The organism is Sulfitobacter sp. G5_S2_6_S6, from assembly GCF_054968505.1.
In genome coordinates this window covers 1-18,278 of sequence record NZ_JBQKUI010000012.1, presented here as the reverse complement: position 1 = coordinate 18,278, position 18,278 = coordinate 1, and the positions used below count along the sequence as shown (strand labels likewise).

Here is an 18,278-nt window from a genome sequence, read left to right as displayed (position 1 = left end):
GAGGGTAACCCTAGTCGAGCGCGTCGTAATCGTTGCGCAGAAACATCTTTTTGCGCCGCGACCAATGCAGCCCGACATCGCGGGCCGTCCGCTCCATCCCGCGGTGCAGGGCACGGTGCCGCAGATAGGGCACCCAGCTGCGCAGCTTGATCACATTCGGGTCGCCAAACCCGTCCACGATCAGCGGTTGCCACTTACCCTCCTGCTGTCCCCAGACGATGCTGCGGGAGTTCAACCCCGGGGCCACCACTCCAAGCGCAAAGACCGCACGCGAAAAATCGTTCAACGCCTTCAGCGCCGCCGTATCCAGCAGATCCCGCGCGACGAATTCGTCCAGCGTCATCCCCAGACCGCCGCTTTCCGGCCCGACCCGCTGCATCAACAGCCCCAGCCCCATATCCGTCCGCATCACCCCGTTGGTGAATGCAATCGGCGACGCGATACCCGCGTCATGGCTGCGAATCCGCACTTCGATGTCATGGGTCAACTGGCGCAACAGCATGCGGTGTCGCGTCGTCGGGAAATGTTTGTAAAGAAACGGTCTGACCCGCCCCGTGTCCGCCGCCCGCAGCGCTTTCATCGGTACTTTCACAACAAGATCATCGGGCGCTTTCACAGCAAAGACCGCCCGGCCCTGCTCTTGTTTAAGCAACGTACTGGTTTCCATGTGAAGCAATTCGGCTGACTGTGTCATCTACACTATTTATCTTTAACTGTTGGTACTTACTAAGCAGAGCGTGTCACAGCGCATGCGTAACCTAAAGTTGCGAACACTGTCAAAAATTATCTTAAAAAGGGCGGTCGAACGCCGCAGATGCGCAATATTTCGCACAGCGAAATGCTGAGACCCCGCTTGACATTCCCCTGCGGCACTTTGATTGACATGCGTTAAGAACGATAGAAACCATAGAAAAGGGTGGAATGTGCGTTTTCTCGCTGGAGTAGCATCCCTCATCTGCGCTGTTAATCTGATTATCGGAAAAGTCTTTTCCTGGCTCGCGCTGGCCATTGTCGTCGTCTGCTTTACCGTAGTGGTACAAAGATACCTCTTTGCCACCAGCTACGTCTGGATGCAGGATCTCTATATCTGGCTGAACGGGGCGATGTTCACCGCGGTGGCAGGCTTTGCCCTACTGCGCGACGATCACGTGCGCGTCGATATCTTTTACCGTCCCGCCAAACTGCGCACCCGCGCCATCACCGACCTGATCGGGGTGTTCGTCTTTCTGCTGCCCTTCACATGGATCGTCTACATCTATTCGATGCCCTTCGTGCAGCGCGCATGGGGGTATCACGAAGGCTCTGCCAATGTGGGCGGGATGCCGGGGCTTTATATCCTCAAATCCTTTATCATCGTCTTTGCGGCCCTGATTGCGGCGCAAGGCATTGCCATGGCGATCCGGTCCATTCTGGTGCTTGGCGGCAGGGCTGATCTTGTGCCCGCCGCGATGCAATACAGCCCGGACGCCATCAAACCCGCCACCACCGAGGGAGCCGCCTGATGGACCCGATCATGATTGGCGAGATGCTCGCCGCGCTGATGTTCTTTGGGGTCATCGGCTTTTTGCTTCTGGGCTTCCCCGTGGCCTTCACCCTTGCCGGGACTTCGTTACTATTCTGCGGTGTAGGCATGGCTTTGGGCGTGTTCGACCCGTCCAACTTCGGGTCTTTGCCCAACCGCTATATCGGCTTTATGACGAACGAAGTGCTCGTCGCCGTGCCGCTGTTCATCTTCATGGGCGTGATGCTGGAACGCAGCCAGATCGCGGAACAACTGTTGCTCACCATGGGCAAGATGTTCGGCAATATGCGCGGCGGGCTCGGGATCTCTGTGGTGCTGGTCGGGGCCATGCTCGCGGCCTCTACCGGTGTGGTGGGCGCGACCGTAGTGACGATGGGGCTGATCTCGCTGCCCGCGATGCTACGGGCGGGCTATGACCCGAAACTGGCCACCGGCGTGATCTGCGCCAGCGGCACTTTGGGCCAGATCATCCCCCCCTCTACCGTGTTGATTTTCATGGGCGATATGCTGTCGGGCATCAACTCGCAGGTGCAGATGGCCAAGGGCAACTTTGCCCCCACGCCTGTTTCTGTCGGGGATCTTTTTGCCGGGGCCCTGCTGCCCGGGCTGCTGCTCGTGTCGCTCTACCTCGGGTATGTGCTGTTCAAAGCCGCAACAGACCCTAAATCCTGCCCTGCCACCCCCGTTCCAGCGGATGAGAAATCAAAGCTGCTGCGCGAGGTCTTTGTGGCGCTTGTCCCGCCTCTGGCGCTGATTTTGGCCGTGTTAGGGTCTATTCTGGGCGGCATCGCCACCCCGACGGAGGCCGCATCCGTCGGGGCCGTCGGGGCCATGGTCCTCGCCGCATTGCGCTGGCGTCTGTCCTTTGGCGTGCTTAAGGAAACGATGGTTTCGACGGCAACAATCACCAGCATGGTCTTTGTGATCCTGCTCGGGGCGTCGGTCTTTTCGGTCGTATTCCGCATGATGGGCGGCGACAATCTGGTGCATGAATTCCTCAGCAATCTGCCGGGCGGTACGCTCGCTGCCGTCGCAGTGGTGATGATCATCATGTTCTTCCTGGGCTTCATCCTCGACACCTTCGAGATCATCTTTATCGTGATCCCGATCACCGCACCGGTGCTGCTGATGCTGGATGTCGATCCGATCTGGCTGGGGGTGCTTGTTGGGGTGAACCTGCAAACGTCCTTCCTGACCCCGCCCTTCGGCTTTGCGCTGTTCTACCTGCGCGGCGTCGCCCCGGCGGACCTGCCCACCAGCGCGATCTACAAGGGCATCCTGCCCTTCGTGATGCTGCAAGTGGTGGCGATTGCGATCTTGTTCATGTTCCCGCAGATCGTGACCTGGTTGCCCAAACTGATCGCAGGCTAAGGGGATCGCCCTCCCTGGGGGGCGATCCGCAGATTCAAAAGTGGCAACCCCGGTGCATCAACCGCTGACCGATGCAGATGGCGCGACGTCGCAAAATCGCCCTCCGGGGGGAGGGAGGGCGATGCCCGGTGGCACACCGGGCGGGACGGGGACAAGGCCCCTGCCCCAGCACGAGAAAAGGCCCGGTGTTTCCACCGGGCCTTTTCTGTATCCGACGGGCGGAGCTTAGTATTTCAGGAAGCTCTGACGCGCCTGAATGTAGGGGCTGTCGATCTTCTCTGTCCGGGTGCGGACAAGGTTCAGCGCTTCGACAAAGCTGTCGGCGGTTTTCTTGACCAGCGGGTCGTCGCTGCTGCGCAGTTCCTCGACCACCTCGACCGAGGCTTTTGCACCGGCTTCCATGATGTCGTCGGGGAAGTTGCGGACGGTCACGCCGTGCTCTTCCACCAGCGTTTTCAGCGCGCGTGGATCGTTGGCATAGAAGTCGGCCGCGACCTGATCGTATTCCGCCTGGCTCACATCACGAATGATCGCCTGCAGGTCTTCGGGCAGTTCCTGATACTTCTTCTTGTCGACGACAAGCTCGGTCGCGAGGCCGGATTCAACGAAGGACGGCATGTAGTAATTCTTGGCAACCTGGTGGAAGCCGAGCGCCAGATCGTTGTAGGGGCCGACGAATTCGGCCGCGTCCAGCGTGCCCGATTGTAGCGCCTGAAAGATCTCGCCCGCGGCCATGTTGGTGACCGTGGCGCCCAGTTTCTCCCATACGCGACCACCCAGGCCGGGGGTCCGGAAGCGCACGCCTTTGACATCGTCAAGGCTGGTCAGTTCGTCACGGAACCAACCGCCAGTCTGCGTGCCGGTGTTGCCCGACAGGAAGCCCTGAACGCCGAACTGGTCATAGATCTCGTCCCAGATTTCCTGACCGCCCATATAGCGCATCCAGGCTGTCAGCTCTGGCGTGGTCATGCCGTAGGGCACGCCGGTAAAGAACGACAGCGCGGGCGATTTGTTCTGCCAATAATAGGCGGCACCGTGGCTCATCTCGGCGGAGCCGTCGATCACGGCGTCCAGCGATTGTAGCGGCGGCACCAGCTCACCAGCGGAGTAGACCTGCACGGTCAGACGGCCACCGGAGGCCGCTGTGATACGGTCGGCCAGACGCTGCGCGCCGACACCCAGACCGGGGAAGTTTTTCGGCCAAGTGGTGACCATGCGCCAGGTAATGTTGCCTTGGGCGACGGCGGGTGCGGCCAGCGATGAAGCAACGGCCCCTGCCCCCGCAACGCCTGCGCCACGAATAAATGAACGACGATCCATGATGTTTCTCCCGAGATCAAAAATATGTCGATAAGGTCTTTCTGACATCTGCCAGCCCTCCCCTATGGGCGCACGTTAATCCCGCGTTTCAGGGGATGTCCATGGGTCAACGTCGGGTTCTAGTGCCGATATGGCGGAATCACGGTGAAATCTGCATCTTTCAGCCGCAAAGCTGTTTTGAATCAACGCGTTAAGCCGATATTCGCGCCGAAAACCCCTTGTTTTATTGGGAAATGCGGCAATTGCGCTCTCCGCCCCGTCAACGCACAAAAAAGGGGACGCTTCTGCGCCCCCTTCCCCGCTACCCCCCTCATTTACCCTTGCCGGTTACCCATGGGTAACCCGATGCGCGGTGGTTACCCATGGGTAACCGGGTGGGCAGTGGTTACCCATGGGTAACCGTTTACCGGATGCGCGGCCCGTTGCTGAGCACCTCTTCAAAGGCGCGCACGGCTTCTTCCAATTGCTTCTTGGGCATGGTGGCAAAGTCGATATCGCTCATCAAACGGCATTCGCCGTGGCGGGCGGTGACCTTGGTTTGGCCGACGTAGAACTCGAACTTCTGCTTCGGCTCTGCCTTGGAGGCGGGCTTCTCTGTCGGTTCGTTCGAGGTGGTCAGAAAATCCTTGAGGATTTTATTCTGCTCGTCCGGTGTCGACGCATCCAAGAGTTTTTCCTGCAAGACGCTCGCTTGATCAGGTGTGCGCAGCGCGCGCGCAACATCGACGCCCAGATTGCGCGGCACGGCCTTGGGCCACTGCAAGCTCCCCTCCAAAGCAGAGAGAAGGAAGACGAAGCTTTTGATGTAAGACCGCTTGGTCTTGTGCAGCGCGCTGTAAAGACGGGTCACCAGCTCTGCCGGGTCGATTTCTTCTACCGCGTCGTCCTTGGCGGCGGTGATCGCCACCTGTGCCATCTCGGCAAAGGACAGGTCTTCGCGCACGACGTTCTCTTCGACCATATCCACATAGCGCGAAATGCGGTCATCCTCGCCGACCTCTACCCGTGCGGTGATCGTGCCAAAGCGGTCGTCTTTGGTTTCGGAAAACAACTGAGACAGGGCGGTGAACCGGCGCCAGCCTTTCTTGAGCTGGTAGCGCCCGTTCGGCCCGACATAGACCTCGACGGGTTCGCGCTGCCCGCGTTCGCGGATCGAGGATTTAAGCTCCTCCATCTCGTCGGACTGCGCGACTTCTTCCAGCGCAAGGCGATCGCGCGGCAGATCGTCGGTGAAGATTTCCGACAGGTCGATCTGGTAGAGCACGCGGCCTTCGCCTTGGGCCTGCCGGAAAGTCTTGGCGTCTTCGGCGTTGCGGCGGCGCTGTTCGATTTTGGCTTCGGTTGCTTCTTGCAGGTTTTCGGCCACGTCCCGCACGGCGGCGCCCATGGGGCCCGGCTGGCGGTTGCGGCGGCTGCCGGATGTGGGGGCTTCTACCGGGGCGAAGCCGAATTTGTTTTTACTGCTCATTCTGCCTTCTCCTTACGTTTTCCGTTTTCTTTCCACGCTTCGAGCACGGTTTGCAAAAACTCGTCATAGGCACGGTCGAAACTTTGCCGCGCCCGTTTCCATGTTTCGCGCGTCATCTGGCGATAGTCCTGTTCGTAAACCGACATCTGGAACCGGCCCGACTGTTCGACCGCGCGGGTCATTTCAATCGGGTGGGCGCAGACGTCGGCGCCGAAGACGTTCTTGAACGCGTCGATCATGGCGCTGTGCAGCGGATTGTTGGATTCAAAACGGGTCATAAGTAAACGGATGTCGGAAAACTGTTTAGGAAGCGTAATGCCTGCGTCCGCTGCGAGGCTTGCAAACCCTTCCGAGATATCGGCCATCGCGTCGCCAAGCTGGCCCAGATAGCTGGTTGTACTGTCATACTCCCAGTAGCCCGGGCCCGAGGGGATATAGAGAATATCAGCCGCAAACGCGGCATTTAGGGACTGGTAGCCGATGGCGGGCGGGCAGTCGAAAATGATGATGTCATATTGATCGTCGGGCAGCTCATCGAGGTAGCGCGCGACGCAGCCGAAAAAGCTCCATGCCTTGTGGAGCGCGCGGTATTGGGCCGAGGCGAATTCGACGAAGGCCGCGTTGGCGCAGGACGGGATGATGTCGATCGTGGGCCAGCAGGTGGGCTGGATGAATTCCTGGAACCGCTGCGCGCCGATGGATTGCACGTCTTCGGGCAATTCGTCCGCGGCGGGGTAGGGGCAGTCATCGGGGTCATCATAGCTTTCCATGATCCGGTTGGATTCACGGCAGAGATCGCGGCACATGATGCCCCAGACCGTGTGGCTTTCCTTGACCTCGGTCAGCCCCATCGAATGGGTCAGCGTCGCTTGCGGATCGAAGTCGACGCAGAGCACGCGGTAGCCGTCAAGGGCGGCGGCATGGGCGAGGTGTTGTGCGACAACCGTCTTCCCGACGCCGCCTTTGAAGTTCGACACGGCCACGCGCATGGCACGGCCCCGGGGGCGTTCGGGCAGCAGTTTGCGGCCGCGGAATTTGGCACGGCGGCGCAGTTCGTTGATCTCTTCGAGGCTGAACCAGCGCTGGCGGCCATCCTCTTCGGTGAGCCCCTGGGGCAGGGTCGGGTCGTCCGCCAGCTTCTTGCGCAGGGTGTCGGCGGGGACGTCGAACATGAACTGGCTGATCTCCCAGATCGAGAAGGGGCGCAGGGCCTTGATCTCTCCGGGGGAGAAGGTGGCGCGGCGCACGGCGGCCTGTTGTTCCAAGCTGCGCTCGTTCATGTTAAGAAGGTCGTTGTGATTTCTCATCTATCTACTCGCGTTTTTAAGCCTCGAATTTCGAATAACGCGAATTCGGCAATTTGGCAAAACCTAATTTTCCCGAAATTCGCGCGCTGATCCTGAAGAACGGGTTTATTTCGCTGCGGTTAACGCGGGGCAAAGAGATTTTGGTGACAGGCAAGGGGCATATGACGCTGTTTTGGTGACAGCGATCCCCTGATATGGGGACACTTAGGCGTCCCCCTTAACCTATTAACCTTTACCAAATTGAATTTGGATTAAGGAAAAGGGTAATTCCTGTTTTTCCCAGCGGGTTGACAGAAGACGGGATTTAGAGCTTTGTAGAAAGCATAAACGGAATCGGCTCAAAGAAGCTGACCGATAAAAATAAGACGATACATCGAGTAGGCAAAACCATGAACCCATTGCGGCTGACCGGCCCTGAAGCCGGGGTGATCAAGTACGACCTTTTGACCGCTTTGAGCGTGGCGGGGTTGAATGGATCACCGACCTTGCAGACCTCGTTGATGCGGCTGATCGCGGCGGTGACCTCGCGGTATAATTGGCGCGCCGACGAGCTGAGCGTGGGCCAACGGGATCTGGCGCGGATGTGGTCGGTGAATGAACGCACGGTGAAACGCGAGATCAAACGGCTGACGGATGCCCAGCTGTTGATTTGTACGCGCGGCGGCGTGCGGGGCAGGGTGGCGGCCTATCGGTTGAATTATGCGCAGATCGCGCGGCTGTCGGAGCCGTGTTGGCCGCTGGTCGGGCCGGATTACGATGCGCGGATGAAAGAGCGGTATCGCAGCGAAACGCCGGTCAAGGTGGTGCAACTGGCCGATTACGCGAAACCCGAGGCGTCGGAGTCCGCGCAGGGCGGGCCGGGCACGTGGCAACGTGCGATGGTGAACCTGTCGCGGGAGAACGCGGATCAGTTCAAGGCGTGGTTCTCGCAGCTTGAATATGTGGCGTTCGAAGGGGGCGTGCTTGAGCTGCGCACCCCGAGCAAATTCGCGCAACGCTATATAGAAACACATCTTCTGCGCCCGCTTGTTGCGGCGGTGGAGGCAGAACTGGGGCCGGTGACGCGGATCGAATTTAGGGCCTAGAAACTGCCGCTGATGGCGCGGGCGGCTTCTTGGGCGATGGGGGCCGCGCGGCGGGCAAAGTCTTCGGCGCTCCATTCAGAGAGCGAGCCGGCGATGTGGATGGCCCCCAAGGGACGGCCCTGACGGTTGACGACGGGCACGCCAATGGCAACTTCGCCCAAGACGAATTCATTCTGGACCTGCGCAAATCCGTCTCTACGGGCCTGTTCGAGACTGTTCATGATACTGTCGGGGTCCACGTTGGTGTAAGAGGTATAGCTGTGCAGCGGGAAGCGATTGATGATCTCGCGCGCCTCTTCTGGGGGCAGGGCGCAGAGGGTCGCGCGGCCGCCGGCGGTGCAATAGGTGGGGACGCTATGGCCCACAAGCGTTGCGTAAAACGTTTCGCGTTTGCTTTGCATGCGCAGGGCATAGATCACGCGGGTTTCATCATAGAGGCTGAAGTCGATCCGTTCGGCGATGGATTTGCGCATCTCGAGGATAACGGGGGTGGCGACCTGCACCACGGGGTCCAGACGCAGGGTGTCGTGGGTGTGGTCAAGCAAGCGCAATCCGGGCAGGTAGCCGCGGTCATCGGGGCTGCGCCGGATGTGCCCCAATGTCATGAGCGTATGCACAAGACGTTGCGCGGCAGATCGGTCGATCTCTGCCTTCGTGGCGATGTCTGACAGGCTGAGCGGGCCGTCGGCCTCGTGAAACGCGCTGAGCACGTGGATTGCGCGGGCGGCGGAGCGCACAAAGAGCCTGTCGGCATCTGCCTGAAAATTAGACGCGACAGAGGAATGTGGTCGTTTGGGGTCAGGCATCGAGCGCTCCGGGTTGACGCGAGGATAGGTCAGTGCCTAGCATCGTATGGCAATACAGCCGTATCGCCAAGCAATACATTCAGTTTTGTGAAGCGATACAAGATTTAAAGGTGGGTTCCCCGATGCGCGTCGCCATGGCCGGATTTCTTCATGAAACCAATACCTTTGCGCCCGAGCCTGCGGATATGGCGGCCTTCAAGGCCGGTGGCGGTTATGTCCCTATGGTGGGTGGCCCCGCGATGATCGACGCCTTTCAGGAAGTGAACCTTGGCATGACCGGAGCGTTGAAGGTCGCGGGGGATTCGGGTTGGGATGTGGTGCCTGTTCTTTGGGCGGGGGCTATTCCATCGGCACCTGTGACGCAGGATGCGTTCGACACTATTCTGGGCGAGATTCTGGACGGGCTACGTGCCGCAGGGCCGTTGGATGGTGTGTTTCTGGACTTGCACGGCGCGATGGTGGCAACGCATCACGATGACGGGGAGGGCGAGATTGCCCGTCAGGTGCGGGCTTTGGTGGGGCCGGATGTGCCGATTGCCGCCGCATTGGACCTGCATGGCAATATCTCGGAAGAGTTTGTGAACACGGTGGATGTGCTCGCAGGATTTCGCACCTATCCGCATATCGATATGGCCGATACCGGTGCCGCAGCGGCGCGGTTGCTGGATCATGTGATGCAGACCGGCACGCGCCCGGCCAAAGCGTTCCGCCGCATGTCCTATCTGGTGCCGATCCCGTTTCAGACGACGGATATGCAGCCCGCCAAGGGATTGTACGAAAACCTGACAGAGGTCGAGGCGCAAGGCGCACTATCGGCGTCGCTGTTCATGGGCTTTCCGGCGGCGGATATTGCCGATTGTGGCCCCACTGCGGTGGCCTATGCCAAGACTCAAGCGGCGGCGGATGCCGCAGCAGATGCGGTGGCGGATGCCTATGCCGCTGCCGAATCCGAGTTCGACAATGATACATTTACCCCCGACGCGGCGGTTGCCTATGCGGCCCGCGCGGCAAAAGGGGCAGGGCAGGGGCCTGTGGTGATTGCCGATACCCAAGACAACCCCGGCGCGGGTGGGGTGTCTGCCACGACGGGGATGTTGCGGGCCTTGATCGATGCTGATGCCCAAGACGCGGCGATCGGGCTGATTGTAGACCCGCATTCCGCCGCCCAAGCCCACGAGCTGGGGGAGGGCGCGCGCGCTGTCTTTCGCATTGGCGGACACCCCGGTCTGCCCGACGATAGCCCCGTCGAGGTCGAGGCCGTTGTCGAGATGCTGTCGGAGGGCAAAGTGAAAGCCACCGGCCCATATTACGGTGGGACGATGCTGGATCTGGGGCCCTCGGCCTGTTTGCGCATCGGTGGGGTGCGGGTGGCTGTCACAACGCGGATTGCGCAGATGGCCGACCGCGAGATGTTCCGTTTTGTCGGGATCGCACCAGAGACGCAGAAAATCCTTGTCGTCAAAAGCTCTACCCATTTTCGGGCCGATTTCACCCCGAGTGCGCGCGAGATTATAGTTGCGCGTGCCCCCGGCCCCATGCCGTTCGACCCCGCAGACCTGCCCTTTGCGCGGTTGCGTGAGGGGCTGCGGCTTTCTCCTAACGGTCCCGTTTTCGGGGCCGCGCGTGCGGCTGCTGCACGCCCCGATACCGGCGGATCAACCGGCGGTGTCCAAATAAAACAATGACCACAACCAACATGGGAAATTGATATGCTGACTTTACGACCCACATTGAAACAAAGCCGGGGGCTTGCGGCGTCGCTGATGACCACGGCTGCGCTGCTGGTGCCTGCCGCGAGCTTCGCGCAGGAAGAAACTACGATCACGGCGGTCATGCACTCGGGCTTGCGGGTGCTGGATCCGGTGATCACCACGGCGCACATCACACGTGACCACGCCTATATGATCTATGACGTGCTGACGGCGGTGGACGAGAATTTCACCCCGCAGCCGCAGATGGCCAGCTGGGAAACATCTGACGACGGGCTGGTCTATACGTTCACCCTGCGCGACGGGCTGGTGTTCCACGATGGCGCACCTGTGACCGGCGCCGATGTTGTTGCCTCTCTGACCCGATGGGGCAAGCGCGACAGCGGCGGGCAGTTGATCTTTGACGTGACCGAAAGCCTTGAGGCGACCGATGACAAAACCGTTGTCTGGACGCTGACCAAGCCCTTCGGCCCGCTGATCGACGTGATTTCCAAGCAATCCGCGGTGCCGCCGTTCATCATGCCGGCGCGTGTTGCCGAAACCTCTGCCGATGAGACGATCACGGAATACATCGGCTCCGGTCCGTTTGTGTTCGATCAGGATGCCTATGAGCCCGGCGTGTCGGTCACCTATGAAAAGTTCGACGACTATGTGCCGCGCGACGAACCCGCATCCTGGATGGCGGGCGGCAAGGTCGTGAATGTGGACAAGGTGGTCTGGACCACGATGCCCGATGCGCTGACCGCGCTGAATGCGCTTTCGGCGGGGGAGATCGACTATCTTGAGCAGGTCCAGATCGACCTGATGCCGATCCTGTCGGGCAACGAGGATGTCGTCGTCGAGAAACGCGATGATCTGGGCTATGTCACCATCGGGCGTCCGAACTTCTTGCATGCACCGTTTGACAACAAGCTGGTGCGTCAGGCGGCGATGGCGGCGCTGGATCAGGAATCCATGCTGGCGACGATGCAGGGTGATCCTGAATACTACAAAGTCTGTGGCGCGATCTTTGGCTGCTCGACCCCCTTGGGAGACGAGGCGGGATCAGACTTGCTGACCGGTGGCGCGAATACCGAGCGTGCCAAGGAGCTGCTGGAAGAAGCGGGCTATGACGGGACGCCGATTGTCCTGATGGCCCCGACCGATGTGATCAGCCTGAACAACCAGCCTGTGGTTGCAGCCCAAGCGCTGCGCGAGGCGGGGTTTGAGGTCGATATGCAGTCGATGGACTGGCAGTCGGTCGTGCAACGCCGCGCCCAGCAGTCGCCGGTGGCCGAGGGCGGGTGGAACCTGTTCTTCACCAACTGGATGGTGCCCGAAGTCTCTGACCCGCTGGTCAACGTGATGTTGAACGGTCGTGGCGATGATGGCTGGTTCGGCTGGCCCGATGACCCCGAGATCGAAGCCATGCGGACCGAGTATGTCTCGGCCAGCGACGACGCGACCAAGAAAGAGATCGCGACGCGTATTCAGGAGCATGTGATGGACAACGTGAACTATCTGATGATGGGCGAATACATCATCCCGCAGGCGCGTCGGTCCAATATCGAAGACATGATCCCGTCGCCGGTGCCGGTGTTCTGGAACATGACCAAAGCGGCAGAGTGATCTGCCTTGAGAGGCGCGCTGCGATGCGCGCCTCTCACCCCTACGACCGCAAGGAGCCTTCGGCATGTTTTTCTATATCCTCAAGCGCATATTGGCCACGATACCGGTGATGGTGATCGTTGCGATTTTTGTGTTTCTCTTGCTGCGGCTGACGCCCGGTGATCCTGCCGCGATCCTTGCCGGTGATGCTGCCACTCCTGCGCAGCTTGAACGTATCCGTGACAGTCTGGGGTTGAACGACCCGCTGTTGGTGCAGTTCGGCACATGGATGGGCCAGCTGTTGCGCGGTGATCTGGGCACATCGCTGCTGTCGAATACCTCGGTTGCGGGGATGATCGGTGACCGTTTGGGGCCGACGTTGAATATCGCGCTGATGACGATTGTGATCTCGGTCGCTTTGGCCGTGCCGATGGGGGTGATTGCCGCCTGGCGGCACCGGTCCTGGGTGGATTTCCTTGTGATGTCATTTTCGGTGCTCGGCTTTTCCGTGCCGGTCTTTGTCATCGGCTATATCCTGATCCAGATTTTCGCCATCGACCTGAAATGGGTGCCGGTGCAGGGCTATAAATCGCCAACCGATGGCATCGGACCGTTCTTTAGCCGTGCGATCCTGCCGTCGCTGACGCTGGCCACGATCTATATCGCGCTGATCGCGCGGATGACGCGGGCGTCGATGCTTGAGGTTCTGGGCGAGGATTATATCCGCACCGCCCGTGCCAAGGGGGTGCGCGAGAATGTCGTGCTGTTCCGCCATGCGCTGCGCAATGCGGCGGTGCCGATCCTGACTATTATCGGCACGGGCTTCGCGCTGCTGATCTCGGGCGTGGTGGTGACCGAGAGCGTGTTCAACATCCCCGGGATCGGGCGGCTGACCGTAGATGCCATTCTGGCGCGCGACTATCCGGTTATTCAGGCGATGATCCTGCTGACCGCGGGCATCTATGTGACGGTCAACCTGTTGATCGACATTTCCTATTCATTCTTCGATCCAAGGATCCGGTACTGATATGACGCAGATCCCAAGCTCTCGGCACAGCGCCTTTCAAGTTGTGACCGGTTTATTCTCTGTCCCCAAAGCGATGCGGATCGGTGTCGGTCCGACGATTGCGGCGGTGATCCTTGTGGCGATTGTCCTCGCGGCGGTGCTGGCCCCTTACTATGTGCCCTATAACCCGCTTGAGATGAATGCGATGGCGCGGCTGAAGCCGCCGTCGGATGACTTCTTGCTGGGCACGGACCCTTACGGCCGCGATATCTTTAGCCGCGTCGTGACGGGGGGGCGCGTGTCGCTGCTGATCGGTGTCGGGGCGGCGGTGGTCAGTGTCGCGGTGGGGCTGCTGATTGGTCTGGTCGCGGGGTATTTCCGGCTGGCCGACAGTATCATCATGCGGATCATGGACAGCCTGATGGCGATCCCCGCGATCCTGCTGGCGATTGCGCTGGTCGCCCTGAACGGGCCGAGCGTGACATCGGTGATCATCGCGATCACCGTGCCAGAGGTGCCCCGCGTCGTGCGGCTGGTCCGGTCGGTGGTGCTGACCGCGCGTGAAGAACCCTATGTCGAGGCGGCGATCGCGCTTGGATCGTCCATGCCCAAGGTCTTGTTGCAGCATCTGATGCCCAACACCTTTGCGCCGTTGATCGTGCAAGGCACCTATATCTGCGCCTCTGCCATTCTGATCGAGGCGATCCTGAGCTTTCTGGGGGCGGGCGTGTCGACCGAGATCCCCACATGGGGGAATATCATGGCCGAGGGACGGAGCTATTTCCAGATCAAACCGGGGCTGATCTTCTGGCCGGGGTTGATGCTGTCGTTGTGTATTCTGGCGATCAACCTCTTGGGCGATACGGCGCGCGATATCCTTGATCCACGTATGAAAAAGCGGGAGGTGTGAGATGGAATTCAAGTCCAAAGACTTTACCGATGCCAAACGCGTTCTGAAAATACGCGGGCTGACGGTGGGGCTGGCGGGGCGGCCCAAGGCCGATCCGGTGTTGCGCGGGATCGATCTGGATATCCGCGCGGGCGAGACCCATTGTCTGGTGGGTGAAAGCGGGTCGGGCAAATCTGTCACCTCGCTGACGGCCATGGGGCTGCTGCCCAAGGATGCGCTGGAAATTCAGGGCGGGTCGATTGACTTGGAAGGGATCGAGATCATCCAAGCCAAGCCGGCGCAGATGCGGGCCTTGCGGGCGCGGCGGATCGCGATGATCTTTCAGGAACCGATGACCGCGCTGAACCCTGTTTTGCGGGTGGGCGAGCAGATCGAGGAAGTGCTGAACATGCACAGCGACCTGTCCCGCGCCGAGGCCAAGGCCCGCACCATCGATATGATGGAGCAGGTGCATCTGCCGGATGTGGAACGCATCTATGCCGCTTTCCCGCATCAGCTGTCAGGCGGGCAACGGCAACGGATCATGATCGCGATGGCGTTGATCCTTGACCCTGATCTGTTGATCGCGGACGAGCCGACGACGGCGCTGGATGTGACGACGCAGTTGCAGATCCTCAAGCTGATTTCAGAGATGCAGGAACGCCATGGCACGGCGGTGCTGTTCATCACCCATGACATGGGCGTGGTCGCCGAGATCGCGGATACGGTCAGCGTCATGCAGAAGGGCCGCATTGTTGAAAGCGCGCCGATCCGGCAGCTCTTGACCGCGCCCAAGGAAGACTACACTCGCAAGCTGTTGCAGGCGGTGCCCAACCTTGATCCGCGCGCCCCTCGGGCACCGGCTGAGGCGCGGGATGTGATCACCGTGGACGGGCTAGAGATGACCTATGGCGGGGGCGGTTTCTTTCGCGCCAGCCAAGGGGTGCGGGCGGCGCAGGATGTGAATTTCACCATCCAGCCGGGGCGCACCCTTGGAATCGTGGGCGAAAGCGGGTCGGGGAAATCGACCGTGGCCCGTGCCATCATGCGGCTGATCGACCCTACGGCGGGAAAGGTGACTGTTGCGGGGACCGAGATCGCCAAGTTGTCGCGCCGTCAGTTGCAGCCGCATCGCAAGCATTTCCAGATCGTGTTTCAAGACCCTTACCGGTCGCTGAACCCGCGCTGGACCGTGGCGCGCAGCCTGTGCGAGGGGCCGATCAACTTTGGCACCAGCCGCGCCGATGCGATGGAACACGCCGCCGAGCTGATGGAGCTGGTGGACCTGCCGCGCGATGCGCTGGACCGCTATCCGCATCAATTCTCGGGCGGGCAGCGCCAGCGGATCGCCATCGCCCGCGCTGTCGCAATGAAGCCCGATCTGCTGGTCGCGGACGAGGCCGTGTCGGCGCTGGATGTTAGCGTGCAGGCGCAGGTGCTTGACCTGCTGGATGACGTGCAGGAAAAATTCGGCATCGCCATGCTGTTCATCACCCATGACTTGCGGGTCGCCGCGCAGATTTGCGACGAGGTGCTGGTGATGCAGAAAGGCGTTGTCGTCGAACATGGGCCCGCGGGCGAGGTGCTTGCCGCGCCACGCCATGACTACACCCGCAACCTGATCGAGGCCGCGCCCGGCCGGCATTGGGATTTCGCCAACTTCCGTGCGCTGGACCGCACGACCCCCGTGACAGGAGCCACCCTATGACCACCATTCCGAAGATCGAATCCTTTGCCAGCGATCTGACCGCGATCCGTCAGGATTTCCACGCCCACCCCGAGCTGGGGTTCGAAGAGGTGCGGACCTCGGGCATCGTGGCGGCGCAGCTGCGCGCCTATGGGGTGGACGAGGTACACGAGGGCATCGGCGGCACCGGTGTCGTCGGGCTGATCAAGGGGCAGGGGGGTGGCAACCGCCGCGTGGGGCTGCGCGCTGATATGGACGCGCTGCCGATCGAGGAAACCTCGGGCGTGGCCTATGCCTCGACCAATCCGGGGCGGATGCATGCCTGTGGTCACGACGGTCACACCACGATGCTGCTGGGGGCCGCGCGCTATCTGGCCGAGACGCGGGATTTTGACGGCACCGTGGTGCTGATCTTTCAACCCGCCGAGGAAGGACTGGGCGGTGCGCGCCGCATGATCGCCGAGGGGCTGTTTGAACGCTTCCCCTGTGACGAGATCTACGGGATGCACAACGATCCGAATTCGGAACCCAATGTCGTGTCCGTCACGCCGGGGCCCGCGATGGCGGGGGCGAGCTTTTTCGACATCACGATCAAGGGCACCGGCAGCCACGCCGCCGCGCCGCATCAGTCGAAAGACCCGATCGTTATCGGCTCCGCTTTGGTGCAACAGCTGCAAAGCATCGCCAGCCGCAATATCATCCCCACCAAGCCCATCGTTCTGTCGGTGACCAAGTTCAATGCGGGCTCTGCCTATAACGTGGTGCCCGATACGGCGACGATCGCCGGCACCATCCGCTATTTCCATGACGATGTGTCCCAGCTCGCCGATCAGCGCATCCGCGATATCTGCGCGGGCATGGCGCTGTCTTACGGGGTGGAGATTGACGTGGACCTGCGCAATGTCTTTGACGTGCTGATGAACGATCCCGACCTGACCACCGCCTATGTCGCAGCCGCCGCAGATGTGGTGGGCGCTGACCTGTCGTCAGAATCGACCGAGCAGGCCACGGGATCAGAGGATTTTGCCGATATGCTGAAAGTCGTGCCTGGTGCCTATTGCCGTGTCGGACACGCGGGCAATGTGCCGCTGCATAATCCGGGCTTCGTGCTGGATGACGCGATGCTGCCCGTGGGGGCATCGATCTATGCGCGCATCGTGGAAACACGTCTGCCCAAGGCCTGAAGTTACTCTATCACCAAAAAACGTCTGGCGGTGCCGCAGATCACGGCATCGCAATAGGGAGGAGACCCGACATGACCAATCCGCTTGAGCTGCCGTTTGACACGGAAGAGATGATCGCAGGGCTGCGCCCCTGGATCGAAACCGAAAGCCCGACCTTTGACGCGGGGGCCGTGAACCGGATGATGGATCTGGCGCAGCATGAACTGGCGGCCTTGGGTGCGCGGGTTGAACGGATTCCGGGCCGGATGGGGTTCGGCGACAGCGTGCGCGCCACCATGCCCCACCCCCGCGCGGGCGAGGGGGGTATTCTGCTCTTGGGGCATATGGATACGGTCCACCCTGTAGGCACGTTGCAAAAGCTGCCGTTCCGCCGCGAGGGGGGGCTTTGTTATGGCCCCGGGCTGATGGATATGAAGGGCGGGAACTATGTCTTCCTTGATGCGCTGCGCAAATTGCTGGCCGCCGGGGTCGAAACTCCGCTGCCCGTCACCGTGCTGTTCACGCCGGATGAAGAGGTCGGCACACCGTCGACCCGCGCTCTGATCGAGGCCGAGGCCAAGCGCCATAAATATATCCTTGTGCCCGAACCTGCCTGCCCCGACGGCGGCGCGGTGATCGGGCGCTATGCCATCGCGCGGTTCAACCTGCAAACCCGCGGCAAACCCAGCCACGCGGGATGGGCGCTGAAGGATGGCGTATCGGCGATTGCCGAAATGGCAAAGCATGTCGCCGTGATCGAAGGCATGACCAGCGACGACTGTACCTTCTCGTTGGGGGTGTTCAACGCGGGCCAATGGGTGAACTGCGTCTCTTCGGTCTGCGACGCCGAAGTTCTGTCGATGGCCAAGACCCAGGAACAACTGGATGCGGGCATCGCCAAGATGATGGCGTTGAACGCGGACCAGGGGAATGTGGTGATGGAGGTCACGCGCGGCGTGACCCGCCCCGTGTGGGAACCGGACCAGCCCGGCACGATGGCGATGCTGGGGGTGGCGCAAGAGATCTCGCGCGAGCTGGGGTTCGAGATGACCGGCCAATCGGCAGGCGGCGGATCGGACGGGAACTTTACCGGCTACCTCGGATTGCCCACGCTCGATTCCATCGGGGTCCGGGGGCAGGGGCTCCATACACTGAATGAACATATCGAAGTCGACAGTCTGGTAGAGCGCGCAAAGCTGGCCGCGGGGCTTTACTGCCGGCTTGGGGCATAGGAGCCGGAATGGGGGCACAGCGCCAGCAGCACGCGATATCAGCGCGGTTCCGAATAAAATCGAAAAAAACGAAGTTTTTTGAAAAAAGCTGTTGCAGCCCCCAAATCACAGGTCTATAGAGCGTTC

15 protein-coding genes are annotated in these 18,278 nt (G+C 60.8%); 10 read left to right on the top strand and 5 right to left on the bottom strand.

What is annotated here, in order from left to right; translation table 11 throughout:
- Positions 1-10: 10 nt before the first annotated feature.
- A complete protein-coding gene (locus ACTRWK_RS15710; RefSeq protein ID WP_289082175.1) occupies positions 11-694 on the bottom strand; it encodes a YrbL family protein in 684 nt (227 codons plus the stop codon).
- A gap of 229 nt (positions 695-923) precedes the next feature.
- Here ACTRWK_RS15710 and ACTRWK_RS15705 point away from each other — a divergent pair, with 229 nt between their 5' ends.
- Positions 924-1,502, top strand: coding sequence for a TRAP transporter small permease subunit (locus ACTRWK_RS15705; RefSeq protein ID WP_180829819.1), 579 nt, complete (start codon positions 924-926; stop codon positions 1,500-1,502).
- Positions 1,502-2,893 (top strand): TRAP transporter large permease, encoded by a 1,392-nt coding sequence (locus ACTRWK_RS15700; RefSeq protein WP_289082174.1) that lies wholly within the window; start codon positions 1,502-1,504, stop codon positions 2,891-2,893. Before ACTRWK_RS15705 ends, ACTRWK_RS15700 begins: the two co-directional genes overlap by 1 nt.
- 225 nt (positions 2,894-3,118) lie before the next feature.
- Here the strand turns inward: ACTRWK_RS15700 and ACTRWK_RS15695 are convergent, their stop codons facing one another.
- The 3 genes from ACTRWK_RS15695 to ACTRWK_RS15685 form a co-directional block, all read right to left on the bottom strand.
- Complete coding sequence (locus ACTRWK_RS15695) at positions 3,119-4,213, bottom strand: TRAP transporter substrate-binding protein (protein ID WP_005848780.1); 1,095 nt, start codon at positions 4,211-4,213, stop codon at positions 3,119-3,121.
- Between the two features lie 403 nt (positions 4,214-4,616).
- The gene (locus tag ACTRWK_RS15690; RefSeq protein ID WP_114865413.1) at positions 4,617-5,681 is read right to left on the bottom strand and encodes a ParB/RepB/Spo0J family partition protein; all 1,065 of its coding nucleotides are present in this window, start codon (positions 5,679-5,681) and stop codon (positions 4,617-4,619) included.
- Positions 5,678-6,988, bottom strand: a complete 1,311-nt coding sequence (locus ACTRWK_RS15685; protein WP_107277637.1) for an AAA family ATPase — start codon at positions 6,986-6,988, stop codon at positions 5,678-5,680. Before ACTRWK_RS15685 ends, ACTRWK_RS15690 begins: the two co-directional genes overlap by 4 nt.
- 389 nt (positions 6,989-7,377) lie before the next feature.
- Between ACTRWK_RS15685 and ACTRWK_RS15680 the strand changes: the two genes are divergently transcribed.
- The gene (locus ACTRWK_RS15680; protein ID WP_462844044.1) at positions 7,378-8,073 is read left to right on the top strand and encodes a DnaA N-terminal domain-containing protein; all 696 of its coding nucleotides are present in this window, start codon (positions 7,378-7,380) and stop codon (positions 8,071-8,073) included.
- Here ACTRWK_RS15680 and ACTRWK_RS15675 read toward each other — a convergent pair.
- Entirely contained in the window at positions 8,070-8,879 is an 810-nt protein-coding gene (locus tag ACTRWK_RS15675; protein ID WP_244269013.1) for an IclR family transcriptional regulator, read from the bottom strand. The genes ACTRWK_RS15680 and ACTRWK_RS15675 overlap by 4 nt on opposite strands.
- Positions 8,880-9,013: 134 nt before the next feature.
- Here ACTRWK_RS15675 and ACTRWK_RS15670 point away from each other — a divergent pair, with 134 nt between their 5' ends.
- From ACTRWK_RS15670 to ACTRWK_RS15640, 7 genes are all read left to right on the top strand, one after another.
- On the top strand, positions 9,014-10,564 hold the full coding sequence (locus tag ACTRWK_RS15670; RefSeq protein WP_289082215.1) for a M81 family metallopeptidase: 1,551 nt from the start codon (positions 9,014-9,016) through the stop codon (positions 10,562-10,564).
- A 24-nt stretch (positions 10,565-10,588) separates the two neighbouring features.
- A complete protein-coding gene (locus tag ACTRWK_RS15665; RefSeq protein WP_037941349.1) occupies positions 10,589-12,196 on the top strand; it encodes an ABC transporter substrate-binding protein in 1,608 nt (535 codons plus the stop codon).
- Between the two features lie 64 nt (positions 12,197-12,260).
- Positions 12,261-13,202, top strand: a complete 942-nt coding sequence (locus tag ACTRWK_RS15660) for an ABC transporter permease (protein WP_005848795.1) — start codon at positions 12,261-12,263, stop codon at positions 13,200-13,202.
- A 1-nt stretch (position 13,203) separates the two neighbouring features.
- Positions 13,204-14,091, top strand: a complete 888-nt coding sequence (locus ACTRWK_RS15655; protein ID WP_037941346.1) for an ABC transporter permease — start codon at positions 13,204-13,206, stop codon at positions 14,089-14,091.
- A 1-nt stretch (position 14,092) separates the two neighbouring features.
- Complete coding sequence (locus tag ACTRWK_RS15650; RefSeq protein WP_289082214.1) at positions 14,093-15,778, top strand: ABC transporter ATP-binding protein; 1,686 nt, start codon at positions 14,093-14,095, stop codon at positions 15,776-15,778.
- On the top strand, positions 15,775-16,941 hold the full coding sequence (locus ACTRWK_RS15645) for a M20 aminoacylase family protein (RefSeq protein WP_009824267.1): 1,167 nt from the start codon (positions 15,775-15,777) through the stop codon (positions 16,939-16,941). Before ACTRWK_RS15650 ends, ACTRWK_RS15645 begins: the two co-directional genes overlap by 4 nt.
- Before the next feature lie 71 nt (positions 16,942-17,012).
- Positions 17,013-18,152: a M20/M25/M40 family metallo-hydrolase gene (locus ACTRWK_RS15640; protein WP_289082213.1), complete on the top strand. Its 1,140-nt coding sequence runs from the start codon at positions 17,013-17,015 to the stop codon at positions 18,150-18,152.
- The last annotated feature ends 126 nt before the right edge of the window (positions 18,153-18,278 follow it).

Excerpts from the sequence above, each read along its gene's own strand:
- ACTRWK_RS15710 (WP_289082175.1), bottom strand. The coding sequence starts at position 694 with ATGACACAGTCAGCCGAATTGCTTCACATGGAAACCAGTACGTTGCTT.
- ACTRWK_RS15700 (WP_289082174.1), top strand. The coding sequence starts at position 1,502 with ATGGACCCGATCATGATTGGCGAGATGCTCGCCGCGCTGATGTTCTTT.
- ACTRWK_RS15695 (WP_005848780.1), bottom strand. The coding sequence starts at position 4,213 with ATGGATCGTCGTTCATTTATTCGTGGCGCAGGCGTTGCGGGGGCAGGG.
- ACTRWK_RS15690 (WP_114865413.1), bottom strand. The coding sequence starts at position 5,681 with ATGAGCAGTAAAAACAAATTCGGCTTCGCCCCGGTAGAAGCCCCCACA.
- ACTRWK_RS15685 (WP_107277637.1), bottom strand. The coding sequence starts at position 6,988 with ATGAGAAATCACAACGACCTTCTTAACATGAACGAGCGCAGCTTGGAA.
- ACTRWK_RS15680 (WP_462844044.1), top strand. The coding sequence starts at position 7,378 with ATGAACCCATTGCGGCTGACCGGCCCTGAAGCCGGGGTGATCAAGTAC.
- ACTRWK_RS15675 (WP_244269013.1), bottom strand. The coding sequence starts at position 8,879 with ATGCCTGACCCCAAACGACCACATTCCTCTGTCGCGTCTAATTTTCAG.
- ACTRWK_RS15670 (WP_289082215.1), top strand. The coding sequence starts at position 9,014 with ATGGCCGGATTTCTTCATGAAACCAATACCTTTGCGCCCGAGCCTGCG.
- ACTRWK_RS15665 (WP_037941349.1), top strand. The coding sequence starts at position 10,589 with ATGCTGACTTTACGACCCACATTGAAACAAAGCCGGGGGCTTGCGGCG.
- ACTRWK_RS15660 (WP_005848795.1), top strand. The coding sequence starts at position 12,261 with ATGTTTTTCTATATCCTCAAGCGCATATTGGCCACGATACCGGTGATG.
- ACTRWK_RS15655 (WP_037941346.1), top strand. The coding sequence starts at position 13,204 with ATGACGCAGATCCCAAGCTCTCGGCACAGCGCCTTTCAAGTTGTGACC.
- ACTRWK_RS15650 (WP_289082214.1), top strand. The coding sequence starts at position 14,093 with ATGGAATTCAAGTCCAAAGACTTTACCGATGCCAAACGCGTTCTGAAA.
- ACTRWK_RS15645 (WP_009824267.1), top strand. The coding sequence starts at position 15,775 with ATGACCACCATTCCGAAGATCGAATCCTTTGCCAGCGATCTGACCGCG.
- ACTRWK_RS15640 (WP_289082213.1), top strand. The coding sequence starts at position 17,013 with ATGACCAATCCGCTTGAGCTGCCGTTTGACACGGAAGAGATGATCGCA.